The sequence below is a fragment of the Streptomyces sp. NPDC057253 genome, from assembly GCF_042669125.1.
GTDB lineage: Bacteria > Actinomycetota > Actinomycetes > Streptomycetales > Streptomycetaceae > Streptomyces.
In genome coordinates, this window is the sequence record NZ_JBHUXV010000025.1 from 1 (window position 1) to 17651 (window position 17651).

A 17651-nucleotide genomic window follows, 5' to 3' on the forward strand; every position below is an offset into this window, starting at 1 on the left:
TCCGATGGGCGGCGGCTCCGGACCACGAAGAGAGGGCGGCACCCTTGTGCGGGGGTGCCGCCCTCTCGTGCGTCCTGGGCGCGGGCTGTTACGGTCGCGCGATGTCCAAGAGCGAGCTTGACGCGGTGACCGCGGAGTTCTTCGGCGCCTTCGACAACCGGGGCGGCAGGACCGCCGATGTCGGACGCGTCCGGCGCCTGGTGCTTCCCGAGGGCGTGATCGTCAAGACCGGTCCCGAGTTCACGGTCTACTCGGTGGAGGAGTTCATCGAGCCTCGCCTGCGGCTGCTGACCGAGGGACGGCTGGTCGAGTTCTCCGAGTGGGAGACCTCCGAACGGACCGAGATCGCGGGCGACATCGCCTCCCGGGTCGGCACGTACCGCAAGTCCGGAATCCTGGACGGGGAGCCCTTCGACGGCGCCGGCACCAAGACGATCCAGTTCGTCCGCACGCCGGAGGGGTGGCGCATCGCGGCACTGGCTTGGTACGACCACGCCTGACCTGCGTGGGTGCGGGCGCGGTCGGCGTCAGCGTGCTGCCCGGCGCCTGCGGGCCGAGGTCACCAGGGCGCCGCCGGTGAGGAGGACCGTTGAGCCGATGGCGGCGAGGTATACCGCGGTGTCGCCGCCGCCGGTCTCGGCCAGGTCTCGGTGCTGCTCGCCGGGGTCGTCGGCGGTCACTTCGTCGTCGTGGGGCTTGAAGTCCGCGGGCGGCTGGTCGCAGCCGATGCCGTCGCCGTCCCGGTCGAGATGGCTGCCGTAGTGCTCGTTGCCCTTGGGGAGGTTCGCGTACCCGGCGGCGTACGCCTCGGCGCAGTTCGCGAACGGGTGGTCGCCGTCATGGGCCGAGGCGGCCCCCGGCAGCAGGGCCAGGGCCAGCGCGGCGACGACGATGGCGCCGGGCTTGCGGAGCAGGTTCACAGCACGTCCTTCCGGGTTCGTGAGAGGTGACGAACCTAGTGAGGCGCGGTTGCCGTGTCGGCCACATGAGGAACCCGTGATGCGAACGTGACGTGACCGGAAGGTAGCTCTCCGCGAGCGCGGCGCCGACGGCTCAACTGTCGCAGGCCACCCCGTCGTTGTCCCGGTCGAGGTGGGAGGCGTAGCCAGGCTCGCCGCGGTGGATCGGCGCGGCACCGGCGGCGCGGGCTTCGGTGCAGTTCTTGTAGTAGACGCTGTCGGAGCCGGAATCGGACTCCGACGAGCCGAAGTCGGCGTTCGCCTCGGCGGTCACGGTCCTGGTGACCTTGACCGTCTTCGTGGCGGTCACCGTGGGCGCCGGTTCCGGCTCCGGCGTCACCGTGGCGGTCGCCGTGACGGTCACCGTCGGCTGCGGCTTAGCGGCGGCGGGCCTCGCGTCGGCCGTCGTCCCGGACTGGTCGCCGCCGCCTATGCCGACACCGAGGAACAGGGCCAGTGCGAGAGCGGGCAGGACGTACCGCTTCCGGGCCCACTTGGGGGCGGGCCGGGAAGCGGTCGGCGGCACGGGCTGCGGCTGCGTGGCGTACGGGTTGGTCATCTCGTCCCCCTGAACGTGTTACGTGAGGGGATGACCGTATTGCCGGGGCCGCGACTGTGGAGATGAAGTGTCCATTCCGTGACCATTACATGTCAGGCGGCGTCACGTGCGGAACGGGCCCTTCACCTCGTAGGTGATGCCGCCCGATGAACTGCCGCTCGTCCCCCGCTGGCTGGAGAAGTACAGGCGGGTGCCGTCGGGGGAGAAGGCGGGGCCGGTGATCTCCGAAGAGGACTGGTTGTCGATCCTGAGGAAGGGGGCCACCACGTCGTCCGGGGTGATCACGCAGATGTCCATGGAGCCGCCGTCCTCGGCCACGAACAGGTCGCCGGACGCGGAGCCGGTGATGTTGTCGACGCCGGTGAGGGGGGCCGTGCCGGTGGTGACCAGGGAGTCGTCGTAGGCCAACTCGTAGGTGCCGGCGGCCAGGTCGAGCTGCCAGACCCGGTTGTCGCCCTTCGTCGTGAACCACACCGTGTCGTCCGCGTAGTGGCAACCCTCGCCGCCGTTGAAGGACTTGGAGCCGGAGACCTGGGTGCGGGTGGACGTGGGGGAGCCGTCCGGGTCGGGCACGGTGGTCCAGGTGAAGGTGCCGGAGGTCGCGCTGCCCGCCACCAGCACCTGGAGCGTGCCGGCCGACAGATCGCCCCAAGTGGTCGGCACGAAACGGTAGAAGCGGCCGTTGGTCTCGTCCTCGGTCAGATAGACCACCTTGCGCACCGGGTCCGCGGCGGCCGCCTCGTGCTTGAAGCGGCCCATCGCCGGACGCTGCACCGCCGCGTTCCCGCCCCACGGATCCGTCTCGTACACGAACCCCCGGTCCACCTCCTCGCAGGACAGCCAGGTGTTCCAGGGCGTCCTGCCGCCCGCGCAGTTCTGCCGGGTCCCCGACAGGATCCGGTACGCCGACGTGATCGCACCGGCCGACGAGAACCGCACCGCACTCGCCCCGCCCGACGGGTTGATCTCCGAGTTGGAGACGTAGATCCAGCCGGTGCCGTCCGCGTAACAGGCCCCGCCGTCAGGGGCGTTGTGCCAGGTGTACGACGTCCCCGGCACCGTCTGCCCGGACCGCGCGACCACGCGGCTGCTGAAGCCGGCGGGCAGTCTGATGCCGTTGGCGTCGGGCGCACCGAGCGCCCCGTACGGTCCGGTCCCCGGCTGGGCCGGGGCGGCGTACGCGGCACCGCGCCACAGGGTTCCGCCGAGCGCGGCGGAGGCACCGCCGACGGCGGCCGCACGCAGGAGGGTACGACGTTCCACTCTTGCTCCAAGGGTGAGTCGTGACCGGCCCGCCACCGGGCGGCGGCGGGGGTCGTGCGCTCACGGACCTTAGAGCTGCGGGGTGGCTATGTCATGGCCAGGTCATGAAATCGCGGTCCGCGGTGACGCCGGCGCCCCCGTCACGCCCGTACGGCCGGCACCTCCCACCGTCGGCCGGGCGGGCGGCCCGGGGGCCGGGCGCCCGGTACCGGCCGGGCCGACGGCAGCCGGACCACCGCGTCCAGTCCCCCCGTCGCCGCCGCGCGCAGACTCGCCTCGCCGCCGCTCGCATGGGCCAGCCGCTGGACCAGGGCGAGGCCGAGCCCGGTACCGCCCTTGGGCGCGCCCGGCGCCCGCCAGAACCGGTCGAAGGCGCGGGCGCGCTGGTCCGCCGACATGCCGGGGCCCTCGTCGGTGACGTGCAGGTCGATCCAGCCGGAGCGCGGGGCGCGCCGGTGCGGGCTCTGCGGGCGCAGTTCCACGGTCACCGTGCTCCCGGCGGGCGAGGCACGCAGCGCGTTGGACAGCAGGTTGTCCAGGATCTGCTCCACGGCACCCGGCAGCGCCGACACCGGGCCCACCCCGCCGGAGAACAGGACCAGTGACACTCCCTGCCGGCCGTAGAGCGGCAGCCAGGTGCGGTGCCGCTCCGCGCAGACCTCGCCGACGTCCACCGGCACCGGCCGCGCCGCGTCCTCCTCCAGCCGGGCCATCGCGAGCAGCCCCTCCACCATGCGGGCGAGCCGGTCCGTCTCGGTCACCGCGGCGGTCAGGCTGCCCCGGCCGCGCGCGGACACGCTCGGCTCCAGGTTCTCCAGTCGCAGCCGCAGCGCGGCCAACGGCGTCTTGAGCTGGTGCGAGGCCTCGCCCGCGAACGCCCGCTGCGCTTCGAGGAGATGGGCAAGGCGGGCCGCCGTACGGTTGAACGCGGCCGCCAGACTGCGCACTTCGGGCGGCCCCTTCGTCACCGTCACCGGCGCGGCGCGACCGCCCTGTGCCAACTCGTGCGTCGCTCGCTCCAGTTCACGGATCGGCCGACCGGTCCAGCGGGCGATGCCGAAGCCGACCAGGGCTACGGCCGTGAGGACGCCCAGCCCGCCGAGGGCGAGCAGCAGCCACACGTGATGAACCCGCTCGTGCACCATCCGGGTCGGCACGGTCAGCCAGACGGCACCCTGGGCGCCGTGTCCCATGGGTGCGGCGACCGAGAGGTACTCCACCCCGCCGATCGTGGAGGTGCGCACGTCCGCCGTCGACGTGCCCCGCAGTGCCGCCGCGATGCCCGGCCGTGAGGACAGCGACCGGGACACCTCCCCGGACAGCGGGTGCGAGGTGGCGAGCAGCGCCCCGGTGCCGTCCACGACGACCACCTTCCCGCCGATCCGCGCGGCGCAGTGGGCCACCCGGTCGGGCAGGTCCCGCTCGGCGCGGCCCGTCGCCAGACTCAGCGCCGCGTACGCCGAGACCGACTCGGCCTCGTCCCGGGCCGCCCCCACCACCCGCTCCCGCTCGCCGCGCGAGTACACGAACCCCAGCGGGATCTCCAGGCAGAGCAGCACCAGGGCGGCCAGCGTGAGATAGCTGAGCAGCAGCCGGCGCGTCATGCCGGGCCGTCCGGTCCGCTGTGCACCGCCAGCCGGAAGCCCACCCCGCGCAGCGTCTGGATCCAGGCCGGGTGCCCCAACTTCCTTCGCAGTGAGGCGACATGGACGTCCAGCGTCTTCGTCGGGCCCTCGTAGAAGGGATCCCAGACCCGGTCGAGGATCTGCTGGCGGGAGTACACCGCGCCCGGATCCTCGGTGAGCAGCGCGAGCAGGTCGAACTCCTTCGGGGTGAGCGGCACTTGGGACTCGCCGACCCAGACCTGCCGGGTACGGCGGTCCACGGCGAGCGGGCCGGGGTCGTGGCCGGGTGCCCCGATGGGTGTCATGGCAGGCGCCATCGCGGGCGTGGGCGCGGGCGCCGTGGGTGAGGACGTGCGTTCCGGGAAGGTCGGGGACGCCGCGGCGAGCGTCTCCTGCGCGCGCCGCGTCCGCCGGGTCACCGCCCGCACCCGGGCCACCAACTCCCGTACGCTGAACGGCTTCGCCAGATAGTCGTCGGCGCCGAGCTCCAGCCCCAGCACCCGGTCCGCCTCCTCCCCGCGCGCGCTGAGGATGACGATCGGCACGTCGGAGACCTCCCGGATGCCCCGGCAGACGTCGATGCCGTCCATGTCCGGCAACCCCAGGTCCAGGAGCACGACATCGCCGTACGACGCTCTGAGGCCCTCGGTGCCGGTCGTCACGTGGTCCACCGTCAGGCCGAAGTGCGCGAGGCCCTCGGCCAGCGGTTCGGCGATCGTCTCGTCGTCCTCGATGAGCAGTACACGCAAGGCCATACGCCGTATCTCTCCCACCCGAATTCATATTCCGCCCTGTGCCTGACACGCTACAAGAAGCAGGCGGCTCCCGGGAGTCGGGAAAAAGAATGTCCTGCTCCTGTCCGGGCTCTGGCCCGCTATTAACCTTCCTCTGTACTTCACCCCTCTATGGTGCTAAGAACTGGTCGAACTGCCAGCTCAGGAGGGTGTTTTGAAGGCATTGCTGGATCGTGCGCGCTCGTTCAGGCGGCGGGTGGATTTCGAGAGCGGCGAATACCGGAAACTGGCCGACGGGCAATATCCCGAGGCGCTCTTCATAACCTGCTCGGACTCGCGGGTCATCCCCGCGCTGATCACCGGCGCCCGGCCCGGTGAGATATTCGAGCTGCGGAACGCGGGCAATATCGTGCCGTCGTACGGACAGCACGCGGCCGGTGGTGAGGCCGCCACCATCGAGTACGCGCTGGAGGTGCTCGGGGTTCAGGACGTGGTCGTGTGCGGTCACTCACACTGCGGGGCGATGGGGGCGCTGCGGTCCGGCGACGACCTGACCGCGCTGCCGGGTGTGGACGCGTGGCTGGGCCTGGCCCGCCCGTCCCTGGCCCCCGTGCTCACCGACCCGCCCCCGCTCGCCGACGTCGTCCAGCGCAACGTCGTCAACCAGCTGGCCGCACTGCGCAGTTACCCCGTGGTGCGACAGCGGCTCGACACCGACCGGCTGCGCTTGCACGGCTGGTACTACGAGGTCGACACCGGGCAGGTGCACGAGCTCGACGAGGACGGCCGGTTCCGGGTGCATGCCGCGTGAGCGGGGCGCATGCGCGGGGGCGGGGGGACAGGGCCGCGCCGAAGAGCCGTAAGGAATGGGGGAGTTCACCGGGAACCGTGACCTCCCAGGGACCCGCCAAACCCCAGGGACCCGCAAACCCCCAGGCACCCGTCAACCCCCAGGCACCCGCCAACCCCCAGGCACCCAAAGGCGATCTCGGCACCGAGATCACCGCCTCTCTCGTCGTCTTCCTCGTCGCCCTGCCGCTCTGTATCGGCGTCGCGGTGGCCTCCGGGGTCCCGGCCGAGCTGGGGATCATCTCCGGGGTGGTCGGCGGGCTCGTGGTCGGCGTGGTCCGGGGCAGCACCCTCCAGGTCAGTGGCCCCGCCGCGGGGCTGGCGGCGCTGGTCGCGGAGACCGTCGCCGAGCACGGGGTGGCCATGCTCGGGGTGATCGTCCTGGGCTCGGGGATCCTTCAGATCGTGCTCGGGGTCGTACGGCTCGGGCGGATGTTCCAGGCCATCTCGATCGCCGTGGTGCAGGGCATGCTGGCGGGGATCGGGCTGCCGCTGATCTTCAGCCAGCTCTACCCGATGGCCGACAGCAAGGCGCCCGGCGTCCCGATCGACAACATGGCCGGGGTTCCGGGGCTGCTCGCGGACGTGCTGACCGACCGGCAGGCGATGACCGCGCTGCTGCTCGGCGTGGTCACCGTCGTGCTGAGCTTCGTGTGGAAGAAGGCGCCCGGGCCGGTCAGGAAGGTCCCGGCCGCGCTGGTCGCCGTAGGGATCGGCATCGGGGTCGCCGCGCTGCCCGGGGTCGAGGTGAAGACCCTCCAGGTCGGCAATCTGCTCGCGGCCGTGCAGGTGCCGGGCGCCGAGCAGTTCGCCGGGCTCGCCGAGCCGGCGATCATCACGTCGATCCTCACCTTCACGGTCATCGCGTCTGCGGAGAGCCTGTTCACCGCGGCGGCGGTGGACCGTATGCACAGCGGTCCGCGCACCCGCTACAACACCGAGCTCGTGGCCCAGGGGGCGGGCAACACGGTGGCCGGCATCCTCGGGGCGCTGCCCGTCACGGCCGTGGTCGCGCGCAGTTCGGCGAACGTCCAGGCGGGCGCGAAGACCCGGCTCTCCCGCACCCTGCACGGCCTGTGGCTGCTGGCGTTCGCGCTGCTGCTCCCGCAGGTCCTCGCGCTGATCCCGATCTCGGTGCTGGCGGGCGTCCTGGTGCACAGCGGCTGGAAGCTGCTCGCGCCGGAGGAGTTCCCGAGGATGTGGCGCCAGGACCGGGGCGAGTTCGTGGTCATGACGGTCACCACGCTCGTCATCGTCGCGACGGCCCTGCTGGAAGGGGTGCTCGTGGGGCTCGCGGCGGGGATCGTGCTGGCCGCGCTGCGGATGTCGCAGACCGTGATCCGGCAGCACGTCGAGGACGACACCGCGAAGATCGTCATGGCCGGCAACGCGACCTTTCTGCGCCTGCCGAAGGTCATCGAGGCCCTGGAGTCCGCGGCCGCCTCCGGCAAGCCCCGCATCCGCCTCGACCTCACCGGAGTGACCCACCTCGACCACGCCTGCCGCAACCAGGTGGAGGAGTTCACGGCCCAGCAGCGGGGGCGGGGGCTGCGGGTGGAGCTCCTGATGCCGGGGCCGGGGGTGACGGCGGGGGGCGTCGGGCTGCCGGAGCGGGACGACGCGCCGGCCGCGGGAACGCCGGGGCGCGACGCGAGGACCCTCGGCAGGGTGCCGGCGGGCTCTGCGACGCAGGACGCGCGCCGCGCCGGTCGCCACCAGACCGACACCGGGTCATGGACCGAGCGGCCCTTCGAAAACGGGCCTTCCGTCGGGTGGGCCTTCGAGAGCAGGGAGCCGGAGCGTGGCTTCGGGACCGCGGACTCTGCAGGGTGGGACCTACGGAGCGGGTCCTTTGCCGGGCCGGGTTTCGAGAGTGCGGGCTCTGTCGAGCGGGGTTCGGAGAGTGCGGGCTCTGCCGGGCGGGGTTCGGAGAGCGCGGGCTCTGTCGAGCGGGGCTTCCGGAGCGGGTCCTTTGCCGGGCCGGGTTTCGAGAGCGCCGGCTCTGCCGGGCGCGGCTCCGGGGGCCAGGTCGGTGCGTTCGACCCACCCGTCGCCGAAGCCGGTGCTGCCACCGCCACCGCTGCCGTCCGCCGGGCTCCGATTCCCGACACCCACGATTTCACCGCGGCCGAGCCCGTCGCAGCCGAACCCGTCGCGACCGAACCCACCCCCGGAGTCGAATGGTTCTACCTCGACACCCGGCCCCTGCCGGCCGACTACGCTCCGCCCGCCCGCCGCTCCTAGGCTGAGCCCCAGCCGTCGACGGAGGGAGCCTGTCATGTCCGGGTGGAACGAGAAGGCCGTCCCCGACCAGAGCGGACGCGTGGCCGTGGTCACCGGGGCCAACAGCGGGATCGGGTACGTCACCGCGCGGGAGCTGGCCCGCAAGGGCGCCCGCGTGGTGCTCGCCTGCCGCAGCGAGCGGCGGGGCCACGAGGCCCGGGACCGGCTGCTGGGCGAAACGCCGGGCGCCGACGCGGAGTTCGCCCACCTGGACCTCGGGGACCTCACCTCCGTAAGGGAGTTCGCGAGCTCGTTCCCGTACGACCGCCTCGACCTGCTGGTCAACAACGCGGGCGTGATGGCCCTGCCGTACGGCACGACGGTGGACGGCTTCGAGACCCAGTTCGGCATCAACCACCTGGGCCACTTCGCCCTGACCGGCCTGCTGCTCCCCACGCTCCTCGCGACCCCCGGCGCCCGCGTCGTGACGGTCTCCAGCGGGATGCACGCGGTGGCCAACATCGACATCCGCGACCTCAACAGCGAGCGCCGCTACCGCCGTTGGATCGCCTACGCCCGCTCCAAGACCGCCAACCTGCTCTTCGTCCACGAACTCGCCCGCCGCCTGGCGGCCCACGGCTCGGACGTGATCGCGGCGGCGGCGCACCCCGGGTACGCGGCCACCAACCTCCAGACCGCGGGCGCGAAGATGGCGGGCCGCACGGCGGCGGAGCGTTTCATGCGGGTCGGCAACCGCTTCTTCGCCCAGTCCGCCGACGCCGGCGCCCTGCCCACCCTCTACGCCGCCACGGCCCCCGACGTCACCCCCGACTCCTTCACCGGCCCCTCCCTGGTGGGCTGGCGCGGCGCCCCGGCCCCTTCCTGGCGGGCCTCCTGGACCCGCGACGACCGGGCGTCCCAACGACTTTGGGCCGCGTCGGAAGAGCTGACCGGGGTGACGTACGACGCCCTGAAGAGCTGACCGGGGGCACGTGGCCGCCCCCTGCCGCATGCTCTTACGTCGTCCGCACGCTTCTACGCCGCCCGGATCTCGTACGTGGCCACCCGCACCGACTCGTCGTCCAGGCACTCCCCGGTCTCCAGGTCGAAGCGCTGCTTCAGCAGCGGGGAGGCCACGAACGGGCGGCCCTGGTGGGTGCCGGTCAGGCCGCGGGAGAGGACCGCCGCGCCGCCGAAGGGGTCGCGGTTGTCGATGGCGTACAGCCTGCCCGCGCGGTCGCGGAACAGGGCCGCCTGCCGGCCGTCCGGCAGCAGGGCCGCCACGCCCCGGCCGGGGAGCAGCCGGTTCAGCTCGCAGACCGCGAACCAGTCGCCGTCCAGCTGGAGTTCGACCTTCAGGTCGGTGGTCTCGGGTGCCAGGGTCATCGCTGGGCGCTTCCTTCCAGGGGGCGCTGGCCGATGGTCAGCAGCGGCAGGTCGGGCTTGATCTGGTCGCGCTCGGGGACGAAGCCGACGACCGGGTCGGGGGTGTCCGGGGCGTTCACGAAGGACACGAACCGGGCGAGCTTCTCGGGGTCGTTGATGGTGGTCGCCCACTCGTCGGCGTAGTGCGCCACATGGGCCGCCATCAGGGACTCCAGCTCCTCGCAGATGCCGAGGGAGTCCTCCACGACCACGTCACGCACGTGGTCCAGGCCGCCCGGGATGCGCTCCAGCCAGGTCGAGGTGCGCTCCAGGCGGTCCGCGGTGCGGATGTAGAACATCAGGAACCGGTCGATCAGCTTGATCAGTTCGGCGTCGGTGAGGTCCTGGGCCAGCAGGTCCGCGTGGCGCGGGGTCGCGCCGCCGTTACCGCCCACGTAGAGGTTCCAGCCGCCCGAGGTGGCGATCACGCCGAAGTCCTTCGACTGGGCCTCCGCGCACTCGCGGGCGCAGCCCGACACCGCCGACTTGAGCTTGTGCGGGGAGCGCAGGCCCCGGTAGCGCAGCTCCAGGTCGATCGCCATCCGGACCGAGTCCTGGACGCCGTAGCGGCACCAGGTCTGCCCGACGCAGGACTTCACCGTGCGCAGGGACTTGCCGTAGGCGTGGCCGGACTCGAAGCCGGCGTCGACCAACCGCGTCCAGATCAGCGGGAGTTGTTCCACCCGTGCGCCGAACATGTCGATCCGCTGGCCGCCGGTGATCTTCGTGTAGAGGCCGAAGTCGCGGGCGATCTCACCGATCGTGATGAGGCCCTCGGGGGTGATCTCACCGCCGGGGATGCGCGGCACGACCGAGTAGGAGCCGTTCTTCTGGATGTTGGCGAGGAAGTGGTCGTTGGAGTCCTGGAGGGCCGCCTGCTCGCCGTCCAGGACATAGCCGCTCGCGCCGATCGTCGGAGCGAGGGAGGCGATGATCGAGGCGACGGCCGGCTTGCAGATCTCGCAGCCGTCGCCGCCCCGGGCGCCGTCACGGCCGTAGCGGTCGAGGAGGTCCTGGTAGGTGTTGATGCGCAGAGCGAGGACGATCTCGTAGAGCTCCTCGCGGGTCTGCGAGAAGCAGCCGCACAGGCCCTTGTCGACCTCGACGCCGGACGCCTCCAGCTCCGCGGTGACCAGTTGGCCCAGCACCTTGACGCAACTGCCGCACGTGGTACCGGCCTTGGTGCACTTCTTCACCTCGGGCACGGTGGTGCAGTGGTGCTCGGTGACCGCCCCGCGGATCGTGCCCTTGCGGACGTTGTTGCAGGAGCAGATGATCGCGTCGTCCGGCAGCGCGGTCGGGCCGAGCTGCACCGACTCCCCGGCACCGGCGGGCAGCACCAGCGACTCGGGCGAGACCGGCGGCACCGAACCGGTGAACGCCTTCAGCGTGCCGTACGCCTCCGCGTCGCCGACCAGGATGCCGCCGAGCAGCGTGCCGTCCCGGCCGATGACCAGCTTCTTGTACAGGCCCGCGCGGGAGTCGGAGTACACGACGTCGAGGCAGTCCTCGGTCGCGCCGTGCGCGTCGCCGAAGGAGGCCACGTCCACGCCGAGCAGCTTGAGCTTGGTGGACAGGTCGGCCCCCAGGAAGGCGGCTTCGTCCGAGGCGATGGTCGCGGCGGCCGTCTCGGCCTGCTCGTAACCGGGGGCCACCAGGCCGTACACCCGGCCGTCGGCGGCCAGCGCGCACTCGCCGATCGCGAACACGTGCGGGTCGGCGACCGTACGGCACTGCTCGTCGACGGTGATGCCGCCGCGCTCGCCGACCGTGAGGCCGCAGTCGCGGGCCAGCTGGTCGCGGGGGCGGACACCGGCGCTGAACACCACCAGGTCGGTGGCGAGTTCGGAGCCGTCGGAGAGCTTCATGCCGGTGACGGCACCCTCGGAGTCGACCACGATCTCCTGCGTGCCGACCCCCGTGTGGACGGACAGCCCCATCTCCTCGATGGTCCGCAGCAGCGCCGCGCCACCGCCCTCGTCCACCTGCACCGGCATCAGCCGGGGCGCGAACTCCACGATGTGGGAGGTCAGTCCGAGACCCTTGAGCGCGCCCGCCGCCTCAAGTCCCAGCAGACCGCCGCCGACCACGGCACCGGTCGTACGGGTCTTCGCGTACTCCTCGATGGCGAGCAGGTCCTCGATCGTGCGGTAGACGAAACAGCCCCGGGCGTCCTTGTTCGGGACCGGCGGCACGAAGGGGTACGAGCCGGTGGCGAGGACGAGGACGTCGTAGTCGAGGACCTGCCCGGACCTGGCGGTGACCTTCTTCGAGGAGCGGTCCACCGCGACGGCCGGGTCGCCGACGTACAGCTCGATACCGTGCGTCTCGATGAACTCCATGTCCGTCATGGACAGTTCCTCGGGCGTCCGGCCCGAGAAGTACGAGGTGAGCGCGACCCGGTCGTACGCGGGACGCGGCTCCTCGCACAGCACGACCACACGGTGGGTGGCGGTCAGGCCGCGCGCGGCGAGGGCTTCGAGGAAGCGCTGGCCGACCATGCCGTGGCCGACGAGGACGATCGTGGGGGTGGCCTCCGTGGCCTCCGGGGTGGCGGTCATCAGGAGCCTCCGTCGTTGGTGAGCAGGTGGAGCAGTGGGCCGTGGTCGGGGAGCGGCTCTGCTCCCTCCCAGGCGCGGGCGAGCGCGCCGACGGTGCCGAGTTCGCCGACGAGGACCCCGCCGACCAGGCGGTCGTCGCGGACGACGACCTTGCGGTAGGTGCCGCGGGTGGCGTCCGCGAGCTGGACGACGTCGTCGCCCGGCAGCGCCTCGGTCTCCCCGAATGCGGCCAGGTCGAAGGCGGTCTGCCCGGGGAGCGTGAGCCGGGTCAGCGAACGGGTGCCGGTGTAGGCAGCGTTCGTCCGACCGGCCAGCAACTCGGCCAGTACGTCCGCCTGTTCGAGGGCCGGGGTGGCGAGCCCGTACACCGTGCCGTCGTGCTGGGCGCAGTCGCCGATGGCGTGGATGTGCGGGTCGGAGGTGCGCAGTTCGTCGTCCACGACGATGCCCTTGCGGACCTCCAGGCCCGCGGTCTGCGCGAGACCGACGCGGGGGTGGACCCCGCAGGCCAGGACCACGATCTCGGCGTCGAGCGCGTAACCGTCGGCCATCTCGACCGAGCGGACCGCGCCACCGACGCAGCGCACGTCCCGTACGCGCAGGTCGGTGTGGACCTCGACTCCCAGGTCCCCGAGGTGGCGCCGGACCAACTGGGAGGCGCTGGGGTCGAGTTGGCGCTCCATGAGCCGCTCGGCCTGCTGGGCGAGGACGACCTGGGCGCCGCGCCGGGCGAGCGCGCGGGCCGCGGAGACCCCGAGCAGGCCGCCGCCGATCACGACCGCCTTCACTCCCGGCCGGACTGCCTCGGACAGGCCGAGGCAGTCGTCCATGGTGCGGAAGGCGTGGACGCCCTTCGGCAGTTCGTGGTCCGCGGTGAACAGACCGCGCAGCGGCGGCAGCACCGGGTTGGAGCCGGTGGCCAGGACGAGCGTGTCGTATGCGATCTTCGAGCCGTCGGCGCACTCGACGGTCCGTGCCCCGCGGTCGATGCCGGTGACCCTGGCGCGGGTCAGCGCGGCGGGCGCCGGGAGCGCGATCACGTCGGGGTCGTACCGTCCCGCCAGCACCTCGGCGAGGAGCACCCGGTTGTACGGGCGGTGCTCCTCCTCGCCGACGAGCGTCACGGGTGTGCCGAGCTCTCCGAGCCGCCGGGCGAGCCGGACGCCCGCGAGCCCGGCGCCGATCACCACCACACGCGTATTCGAGGTCATGTCCAGGAGCGTGCGTTGCGGGTGTTACCCGACCGCATCCCCGCTGTTTCCCGCGAGGAACGCTGCCCTCAGTCGGCGCCGACCGCGGGTGTGAGGGTTCGGAGCGGGCGCCGGGGGCGCGCTGTGAGGAAGCCGGCGCGCAGGTGGCCGGGGCGCTGTGGGAGAGCCCGCGCTCAAGTAACCGGGGCGCTGTGAGAGAGCCCGCGCTCAAGTAACCGGGGCGCTGTGGGAGAGCCCGTGCCCAAGTAACCAGGGCGCTGTGGGAGAGCCCGCGCCCAAGTAAAGCTTGTGCCCAGGTGGCCGGGGGTGTGCGAACCCCGTCCCGTAGGGTCGCGATCATGCCCGACATATCGCTGACCATGGTCGTCGTCCTGTGCCTCGCGGCCCTCGCGGCCGGCTGGATCGACGCCGTGGTCGGCGGCGGGGGACTCCTGCTGCTGCCGGTCCTGCTGCTCGGGCTGCCCGCGAACACCCCGGCCGCGTACGCGCTCGGCACCAACAAGGCGGTCGCCATCGTCGGCACGTCGGGGGCGGCGGTGACGTACGCCCGCAGGACACGGGTCGACGTACGGCTGGCCGTACGCATCGGTCTCGCGGCCCTCGCCGGCTCCTCGGCCGGCGCGTTCTTCGCGGCCGGGATGAGCACCGAGGTGCTCAAGCCGCTGATCCTGGTCGTGCTGCTGGGGGTCGCGGCCTTCGTGATCCTGCGGCCCGCCTTCGGCACCGCCCCCGCGACCGGCCCGGCCGGCCGCCGCCAGGTCCTCGCCGCGATCGGCCTCGCGGGCCTCGGCATCGGCTTCTACGACGGTCTGATCGGCCCCGGCACCGGCACCTTCCTCGTCCTCACCCTCACCGCGGTCCTCCACCTCGACCTGGTGACCGCCTCCGCCACCGCGAAGATCGTCAACTGCTGCACCAACGCCGGGGCGCTCGCGATGTTCGCCTGGCAGGGCGCCGTCCTGTGGCAACTGGCCGCGCTCATGGCCGTCTTCAACCTCGCCGGCGGCACCCTCGGCGCGCACACCGCCCTGAAGAAGGGCAGCGGGTTCGTCCGGGTCGTGCTCCTGACCGTCGTCTTCGCGCTGGTCGCGAATATTGCGTACGAACAGTGGCTCGCCTGACGTTACGGTGGCGCCGTGACGACTCAGGTGATCGTGCTCAACGGCGGCTCCAGCTCCGGCAAGTCAGGGATCGCGCGGTGCCTACAGGCGGTGCTGCCGGATCCGTGGCTGGCCTTCGGGATCGACGGGCTCGTGGAGTCGATGCCGGTCTCGCTCCAGTCCTCCGAGGCGGGCATCGACTTCGCGGCGGACGGCGGGGTGAGCGTCGGCGAGGAGTTCGCACGGCTGGAGGCGGCCTGGCGGGCCGGGGTCGCCGCGACGGCGTGGGCGGGGGCCCGGGTGATCGTCGACGACGTCTTCCTGGGCGGCGCGCACTCCCAGGAGCGCTGGCGGAAGACCCTCGACGGCCTGGACGTGCTGTGGGTCGGCGTGCGCTGCGACGCCGAGGTGGCCGCGGGCCGGGAGATCGTCCGGGGCGACCGGGTGCGGGGGATGGCCGAGAAGCAGGCGGAGATCGTCCACCAGGGGGTGGTCTACGACATAGAGGTGGACACCACCCGCACCGAGGCCCTGGTGTGCGCACGAGCCATCGCCGAGGCGGTCGTCGGCGACTCCCTGTGAAAGTTGAGCCTCGTCAGCGGAACCCCGAGCGAGTGCACCGAGGCACCCGCGGGCCTCGTCACCGGCTCCCCGTGAGATGCGCGAACACCACCACGTTCCCCCGGTAACCCGTCGCGCGTGAGTAGCCCCCGCCGCAGGTGATCACCCGCAGCTCGGGCCGCGCCGCCGCGCCGTACACCTTCTCGTCGGGGAAGCCCTCCGCGTCGTACACCTCGACCGCGTCCACCGTGAACACCGCCACGCTCCCGTCCCGCCGGTCCACCTCGATCGCGCTGCCCTTGCGAAGCGCGCCGAGGTCGTAGAAGACGGCGGGTCCCTCGGCGTTGTCGACATGCCCGGCGACGATCGCGGTGCCCTTCTCACCTGGGGTGGTGCCGGCCTCGTACCAGCCGGCGAGGTTCTCGCGCGAGGCCGGCGGCACGTCGAGGCTGCCGGTGCGGGTGAGCGCGAGGCCCATCAGGGGCGCGTCCACGTGGATCGCGGGGATGCGGACGCGGTCCGGCGGGGACGGCGGCAGGGCGGGTGCCGCGTCCCGCCCGGCGGTGCCCCCGCGGGCGGAGTGCGCCTGGGCGGCGGACGGCTGCGGCGGGGCGTGCGTCTCGGCGCCGCTGCGCAGCAGCCACGCGCCGCTGCACAGGGCCACCACGGTGACCCCGGCTATCGCGGTGTTCCCGAGTCTGCGGTGGCGCACAGGAGCCTCCTCTACGGCTGGCCTGCCCGTCCCCCTCCGGGCCGCGAGGGGCGTCGGACCCGGAGGGGGAGGGGACATGCGGTACCGGCGGACGGACAGCGGAGGGTGTCCGTCAGATCCCGTCGCCTCTCGCCCGGCGATGCAGGAGCCAGGTACCGCCCGCGGCGGCGACGGCGAGAGCCGCCACACCGGCCGCGGTCTGCACGGGGTCGGGGCCGAGCGCGCCACCGACCCCCGTCTTCACACTTCCTCTGGGATGCACCGGCTGCCGCTGCGAGGTCAGCGTGACCACCAGGTCGCCGGCCACCTGCCGGCCGCTCTCCGCGCAGGTCGCGACGATCTCGTACGTCCCCGGCTGCGCGCTCGGCGGCACCCGGAACCGTCCGGTCGTGTCGCCCCCGTGCGTGCTGGGCGCCAGCGTGAAGGCGCCCGCCCCCACCGCGCTCGCGTCCCCCGCACCCGCACCGTCGTCCCCGCACGCCGCCGTGTTCACGGTGACCCACCCGCCCGGCACGACCGAGGACGGGACGACGTCCAGCCCGTCGGCGCCCCCGGCGTGGGCCGGCGCGCAGACGAGACCCGCGGCGGCGACGGCGAGCGCGCTGCCGGTCAGCAGGCGGACGGTGGTGCGCATGGTGCTCCCTCGAACTCTCGGGTGGGATCCCTGTGCTTTCGAGGTAAGTGGCAGTGCGCCCGGCCCGCTTCCTGAGGGTGCGTCAGAAATACGGTGAATGGGTGTCAGATCGGCGCCCGCCGGGCCGGGTCGGCCGGAGTTTTAGCAGGTCATCGCCGTACGGCGAGGCCCTCGCGGAAGAGAACCCGAAGGGTGCGGGGCGCGCGTGTGAACGGGTGACGGCGGGGCCGCCGTCCCTGCTTGACCTCAACTTTGGTCGAGGTATCAGGCTGTCCCGCATGCAGACAGACACCGCTCCCCTCAAGGTCACCCTCGTCATCGGCAGCAACCGCCACGGCCGCTTCGGCCCGGTGGTCGCCGAGTGGCTCCTCGACCGGCTGCGCGACCGCGACGACCTGGTCGCCGAGGTCGTGGACGTCGCCGAGGCCGACCTGCCCATGTCCTTCGCCACTCCTCCGGCACCCTCCGCCGTCACCCCGAAGCTCGCGTCGGCGGACGCGTTCGTGGTCCTCACCCCCGAGTACAACCACTCGTTCCCGGCGGGCCTGAAGAACCTCGTCGACTGGCACTTCACCGAGTGGCAGGCCAAGCCGGTGGCCCTGGTCTCCTACGGCGGCGTCTCGGGCGGCCTGCGAGCCGTGGAACACCTCCGCCAGGTCTTCGCCGAACTCCACGCGGTGACGGTCCGCGACACGGTGAGCTTCCACAACGCGGGCGCGTCCTTCGAGAACGGCCGCCCGAAGGACACGGAGGGCCCGGACACCGCGGCGAAGGCGATGCTGGACCAGCTGGTGTGGTGGGGGAGGGTCCTGAGGGCGGGGAGGGAGACCACGCCGTACGGCGGGTGAGGCGCGTGCCGTCACCCCTCCGCCCCCGAGAACCCCGCCGCGATCTCGCGATGCCGTTCCGCGACCCGCGCAGCCTCGGCCGCCGTCACCGAGGAACCCGGCAACCGGCCGAGCCGTTCGATCTCGTCGGCGAAGCGGAGGTGCTCGGTGCGGGCGTGGTCGCGGCAGGGCAGGCAGGTCACCCGGTCCGGTCGCGGTGAGGTCATGGCGTACGGCACCCGCAGGCCGCACCCCGTGACGACGGTGCTCGGCAGGTCGCCGGCCAGTCCGAACGTGGCCGCGAGCATGGTGCGCACGGCGGCCTCGCCGCGGACCACCTTCGCCTCGACATGGATGTGCGGGTCGTTCTCGCCCACGTGCCCCTCCCCCTGTCACCGGTACGGCCGC

Annotated in this window: 17 protein-coding genes and 1 pseudogene; 7 read left to right on the forward strand and 11 right to left on the reverse strand. The window is 72.5% G+C overall.

The features are described from left to right. Window positions 1–101 precede the first annotated feature (101 nt). Complete coding sequence (locus tag ACFULQ_RS16235) at window positions 102–500, forward strand: DUF4440 domain-containing protein (RefSeq protein WP_383543811.1); 399 nt, start codon at window positions 102–104, stop codon at window positions 498–500. Window positions 501–527: 27 nt separating this feature from the next. Here the strand turns inward: ACFULQ_RS16235 and ACFULQ_RS16240 are convergent, their stop codons facing one another. From ACFULQ_RS16240 to ACFULQ_RS16260, 5 genes are all read right to left on the reverse strand, one after another. Further along, window positions 528–920, reverse strand: a complete 393-nt coding sequence (locus ACFULQ_RS16240) for an excalibur calcium-binding domain-containing protein (protein WP_383543812.1) — start codon at window positions 918–920, stop codon at window positions 528–530. A gap of 133 nt (window positions 921–1053) precedes the next feature. Continuing rightward, the gene (locus ACFULQ_RS16245) at window positions 1054–1518 is read right to left on the reverse strand and encodes an excalibur calcium-binding domain-containing protein (protein WP_383543815.1); all 465 of its coding nucleotides are present in this window, start codon (window positions 1516–1518) and stop codon (window positions 1054–1056) included. Window positions 1519–1620: 102 nt separating this feature from the next. Continuing rightward, a complete protein-coding gene (locus ACFULQ_RS16250) occupies window positions 1621–2781 on the reverse strand; it encodes an alkaline phosphatase PhoX (RefSeq protein WP_383543817.1) in 1161 nt (386 codons plus the stop codon). A gap of 140 nt (window positions 2782–2921) precedes the next feature. Beyond that, on the reverse strand, window positions 2922–4385 hold the full coding sequence (locus ACFULQ_RS16255) for a sensor histidine kinase (protein WP_383543820.1): 1464 nt from the start codon (window positions 4383–4385) through the stop codon (window positions 2922–2924). Continuing rightward, window positions 4382–5161: a response regulator transcription factor gene (locus ACFULQ_RS16260; protein WP_383543822.1), complete on the reverse strand. Its 780-nt coding sequence runs from the start codon at window positions 5159–5161 to the stop codon at window positions 4382–4384. The genes ACFULQ_RS16255 and ACFULQ_RS16260 overlap by 4 nt, the downstream gene beginning before the upstream one ends. A gap of 193 nt (window positions 5162–5354) precedes the next feature. Between ACFULQ_RS16260 and ACFULQ_RS16265 the strand changes: the two genes are divergently transcribed. From ACFULQ_RS16265 to ACFULQ_RS16275, 3 genes and pseudogenes are all read left to right on the forward strand, one after another. After that, a complete protein-coding gene (locus ACFULQ_RS16265; RefSeq protein ID WP_383543825.1) occupies window positions 5355–5951 on the forward strand; it encodes a carbonic anhydrase in 597 nt (198 codons plus the stop codon). Next, window positions 5948–7571 (forward strand): annotated as a pseudogene (locus tag ACFULQ_RS16270) (SulP family inorganic anion transporter); the annotation flags it as partial. The gene ACFULQ_RS16265 and the pseudogene ACFULQ_RS16270, both read left to right, overlap by 4 nt. Window positions 7572–8267: 696 nt before the next feature. Then, window positions 8268–9194 carry an oxidoreductase gene (locus ACFULQ_RS16275; protein ID WP_383543827.1) on the forward strand — a complete coding sequence of 309 codons (927 nt, stop codon included), beginning with the start codon at window positions 8268–8270 and terminating at the stop codon, window positions 9192–9194. Between the two features lie 53 nt (window positions 9195–9247). Here the strand turns inward: ACFULQ_RS16275 and nirD are convergent, their stop codons facing one another. Genes nirD through ACFULQ_RS16290 form a run of 3 tightly spaced genes read right to left on the reverse strand, consistent with a single transcriptional unit; the run spans window position 9248 to window position 13409 of the window. Next, entirely contained in the window at window positions 9248–9598 is a 351-nt protein-coding gene (gene nirD / locus ACFULQ_RS16280) for a nitrite reductase small subunit NirD (protein WP_383543830.1), read from the reverse strand. Continuing rightward, window positions 9595–12198 carry a nitrite reductase large subunit NirB gene (nirB, locus tag ACFULQ_RS16285; RefSeq protein WP_383543832.1) on the reverse strand — a complete coding sequence of 868 codons (2604 nt, stop codon included), beginning with the start codon at window positions 12196–12198 and terminating at the stop codon, window positions 9595–9597. The genes nirD and nirB overlap by 4 nt, the downstream gene beginning before the upstream one ends. Next, on the reverse strand, window positions 12198–13409 hold the full coding sequence (locus ACFULQ_RS16290) for an NAD(P)/FAD-dependent oxidoreductase (RefSeq protein ID WP_383543835.1): 1212 nt from the start codon (window positions 13407–13409) through the stop codon (window positions 12198–12200). The genes nirB and ACFULQ_RS16290 overlap by 1 nt, the downstream gene beginning before the upstream one ends. Window positions 13410–13747: 338 nt before the next feature. Between ACFULQ_RS16290 and ACFULQ_RS16295 the strand changes: the two genes are divergently transcribed. Both ACFULQ_RS16295 and cpt read left to right on the forward strand, forming a co-directional pair. Further along, window positions 13748–14530 carry a sulfite exporter TauE/SafE family protein gene (locus ACFULQ_RS16295; protein ID WP_383543837.1) on the forward strand — a complete coding sequence of 261 codons (783 nt, stop codon included), beginning with the start codon at window positions 13748–13750 and terminating at the stop codon, window positions 14528–14530. 15 nt (window positions 14531–14545) lie between these two features. Then, window positions 14546–15091, forward strand: coding sequence for a chloramphenicol phosphotransferase CPT (cpt, locus tag ACFULQ_RS16300; RefSeq protein WP_383543840.1), 546 nt, complete (start codon window positions 14546–14548; stop codon window positions 15089–15091). A 58-nt stretch (window positions 15092–15149) separates the two neighbouring features. Here the strand turns inward: cpt and ACFULQ_RS16305 are convergent, their stop codons facing one another. Continuing rightward, a complete protein-coding gene (locus ACFULQ_RS16305) occupies window positions 15150–15782 on the reverse strand; it encodes a class F sortase (RefSeq protein WP_383543842.1) in 633 nt (210 codons plus the stop codon). 112 nt (window positions 15783–15894) lie between these two features. Continuing rightward, a complete protein-coding gene (locus ACFULQ_RS16310) occupies window positions 15895–16416 on the reverse strand; it encodes a hypothetical protein (RefSeq protein ID WP_383543844.1) in 522 nt (173 codons plus the stop codon). Window positions 16417–16694: 278 nt separating this feature from the next. On the opposite strand from ACFULQ_RS16310, the gene ACFULQ_RS16315 reads away from it, so the two are divergent. Continuing rightward, window positions 16695–17264 (forward strand): NADPH-dependent FMN reductase, encoded by a 570-nt coding sequence (locus ACFULQ_RS16315; RefSeq protein ID WP_383543847.1) that lies wholly within the window; start codon window positions 16695–16697, stop codon window positions 17262–17264. Between the two features lie 11 nt (window positions 17265–17275). Here ACFULQ_RS16315 and ACFULQ_RS16320 read toward each other — a convergent pair whose 3' ends face one another. Continuing rightward, complete coding sequence (locus ACFULQ_RS16320) at window positions 17276–17620, reverse strand: hypothetical protein (protein ID WP_383543850.1); 345 nt, start codon at window positions 17618–17620, stop codon at window positions 17276–17278. Between the last annotated feature and the right edge of the window lie 31 nt (window positions 17621–17651).

What these genes read in the sequence shown, in the direction of transcription:
- ACFULQ_RS16235 (WP_383543811.1), top strand. Translation starts at nt 102, where the DNA reads ATGTCCAAGAGCGAGCTTGACGCGGTGACCGCGGAGTTCTTCGGCGCC.
- ACFULQ_RS16245 (WP_383543815.1), bottom strand. Translation starts at nt 1,518, where the DNA reads ATGACCAACCCGTACGCCACGCAGCCGCAGCCCGTGCCGCCGACCGCT.
- ACFULQ_RS16255 (WP_383543820.1), bottom strand. Translation starts at nt 4,385, where the DNA reads ATGACGCGCCGGCTGCTGCTCAGCTATCTCACGCTGGCCGCCCTGGTG.
- ACFULQ_RS16260 (WP_383543822.1), bottom strand. Translation starts at nt 5,161, where the DNA reads ATGGCCTTGCGTGTACTGCTCATCGAGGACGACGAGACGATCGCCGAA.
- ACFULQ_RS16275 (WP_383543827.1), top strand. Translation starts at nt 8,268, where the DNA reads ATGTCCGGGTGGAACGAGAAGGCCGTCCCCGACCAGAGCGGACGCGTG.
- nirD (WP_383543830.1), bottom strand. Translation starts at nt 9,598, where the DNA reads ATGACCCTGGCACCCGAGACCACCGACCTGAAGGTCGAACTCCAGCTG.
- nirB (WP_383543832.1), bottom strand. Translation starts at nt 12,198, where the DNA reads ATGACCGCCACCCCGGAGGCCACGGAGGCCACCCCCACGATCGTCCTC.
- ACFULQ_RS16290 (WP_383543835.1), bottom strand. Translation starts at nt 13,409, where the DNA reads ATGACCTCGAATACGCGTGTGGTGGTGATCGGCGCCGGGCTCGCGGGC.
- ACFULQ_RS16295 (WP_383543837.1), top strand. Translation starts at nt 13,748, where the DNA reads ATGCCCGACATATCGCTGACCATGGTCGTCGTCCTGTGCCTCGCGGCC.
- ACFULQ_RS16310 (WP_383543844.1), bottom strand. Translation starts at nt 16,416, where the DNA reads ATGCGCACCACCGTCCGCCTGCTGACCGGCAGCGCGCTCGCCGTCGCC.
- ACFULQ_RS16315 (WP_383543847.1), top strand. Translation starts at nt 16,695, where the DNA reads ATGCAGACAGACACCGCTCCCCTCAAGGTCACCCTCGTCATCGGCAGC.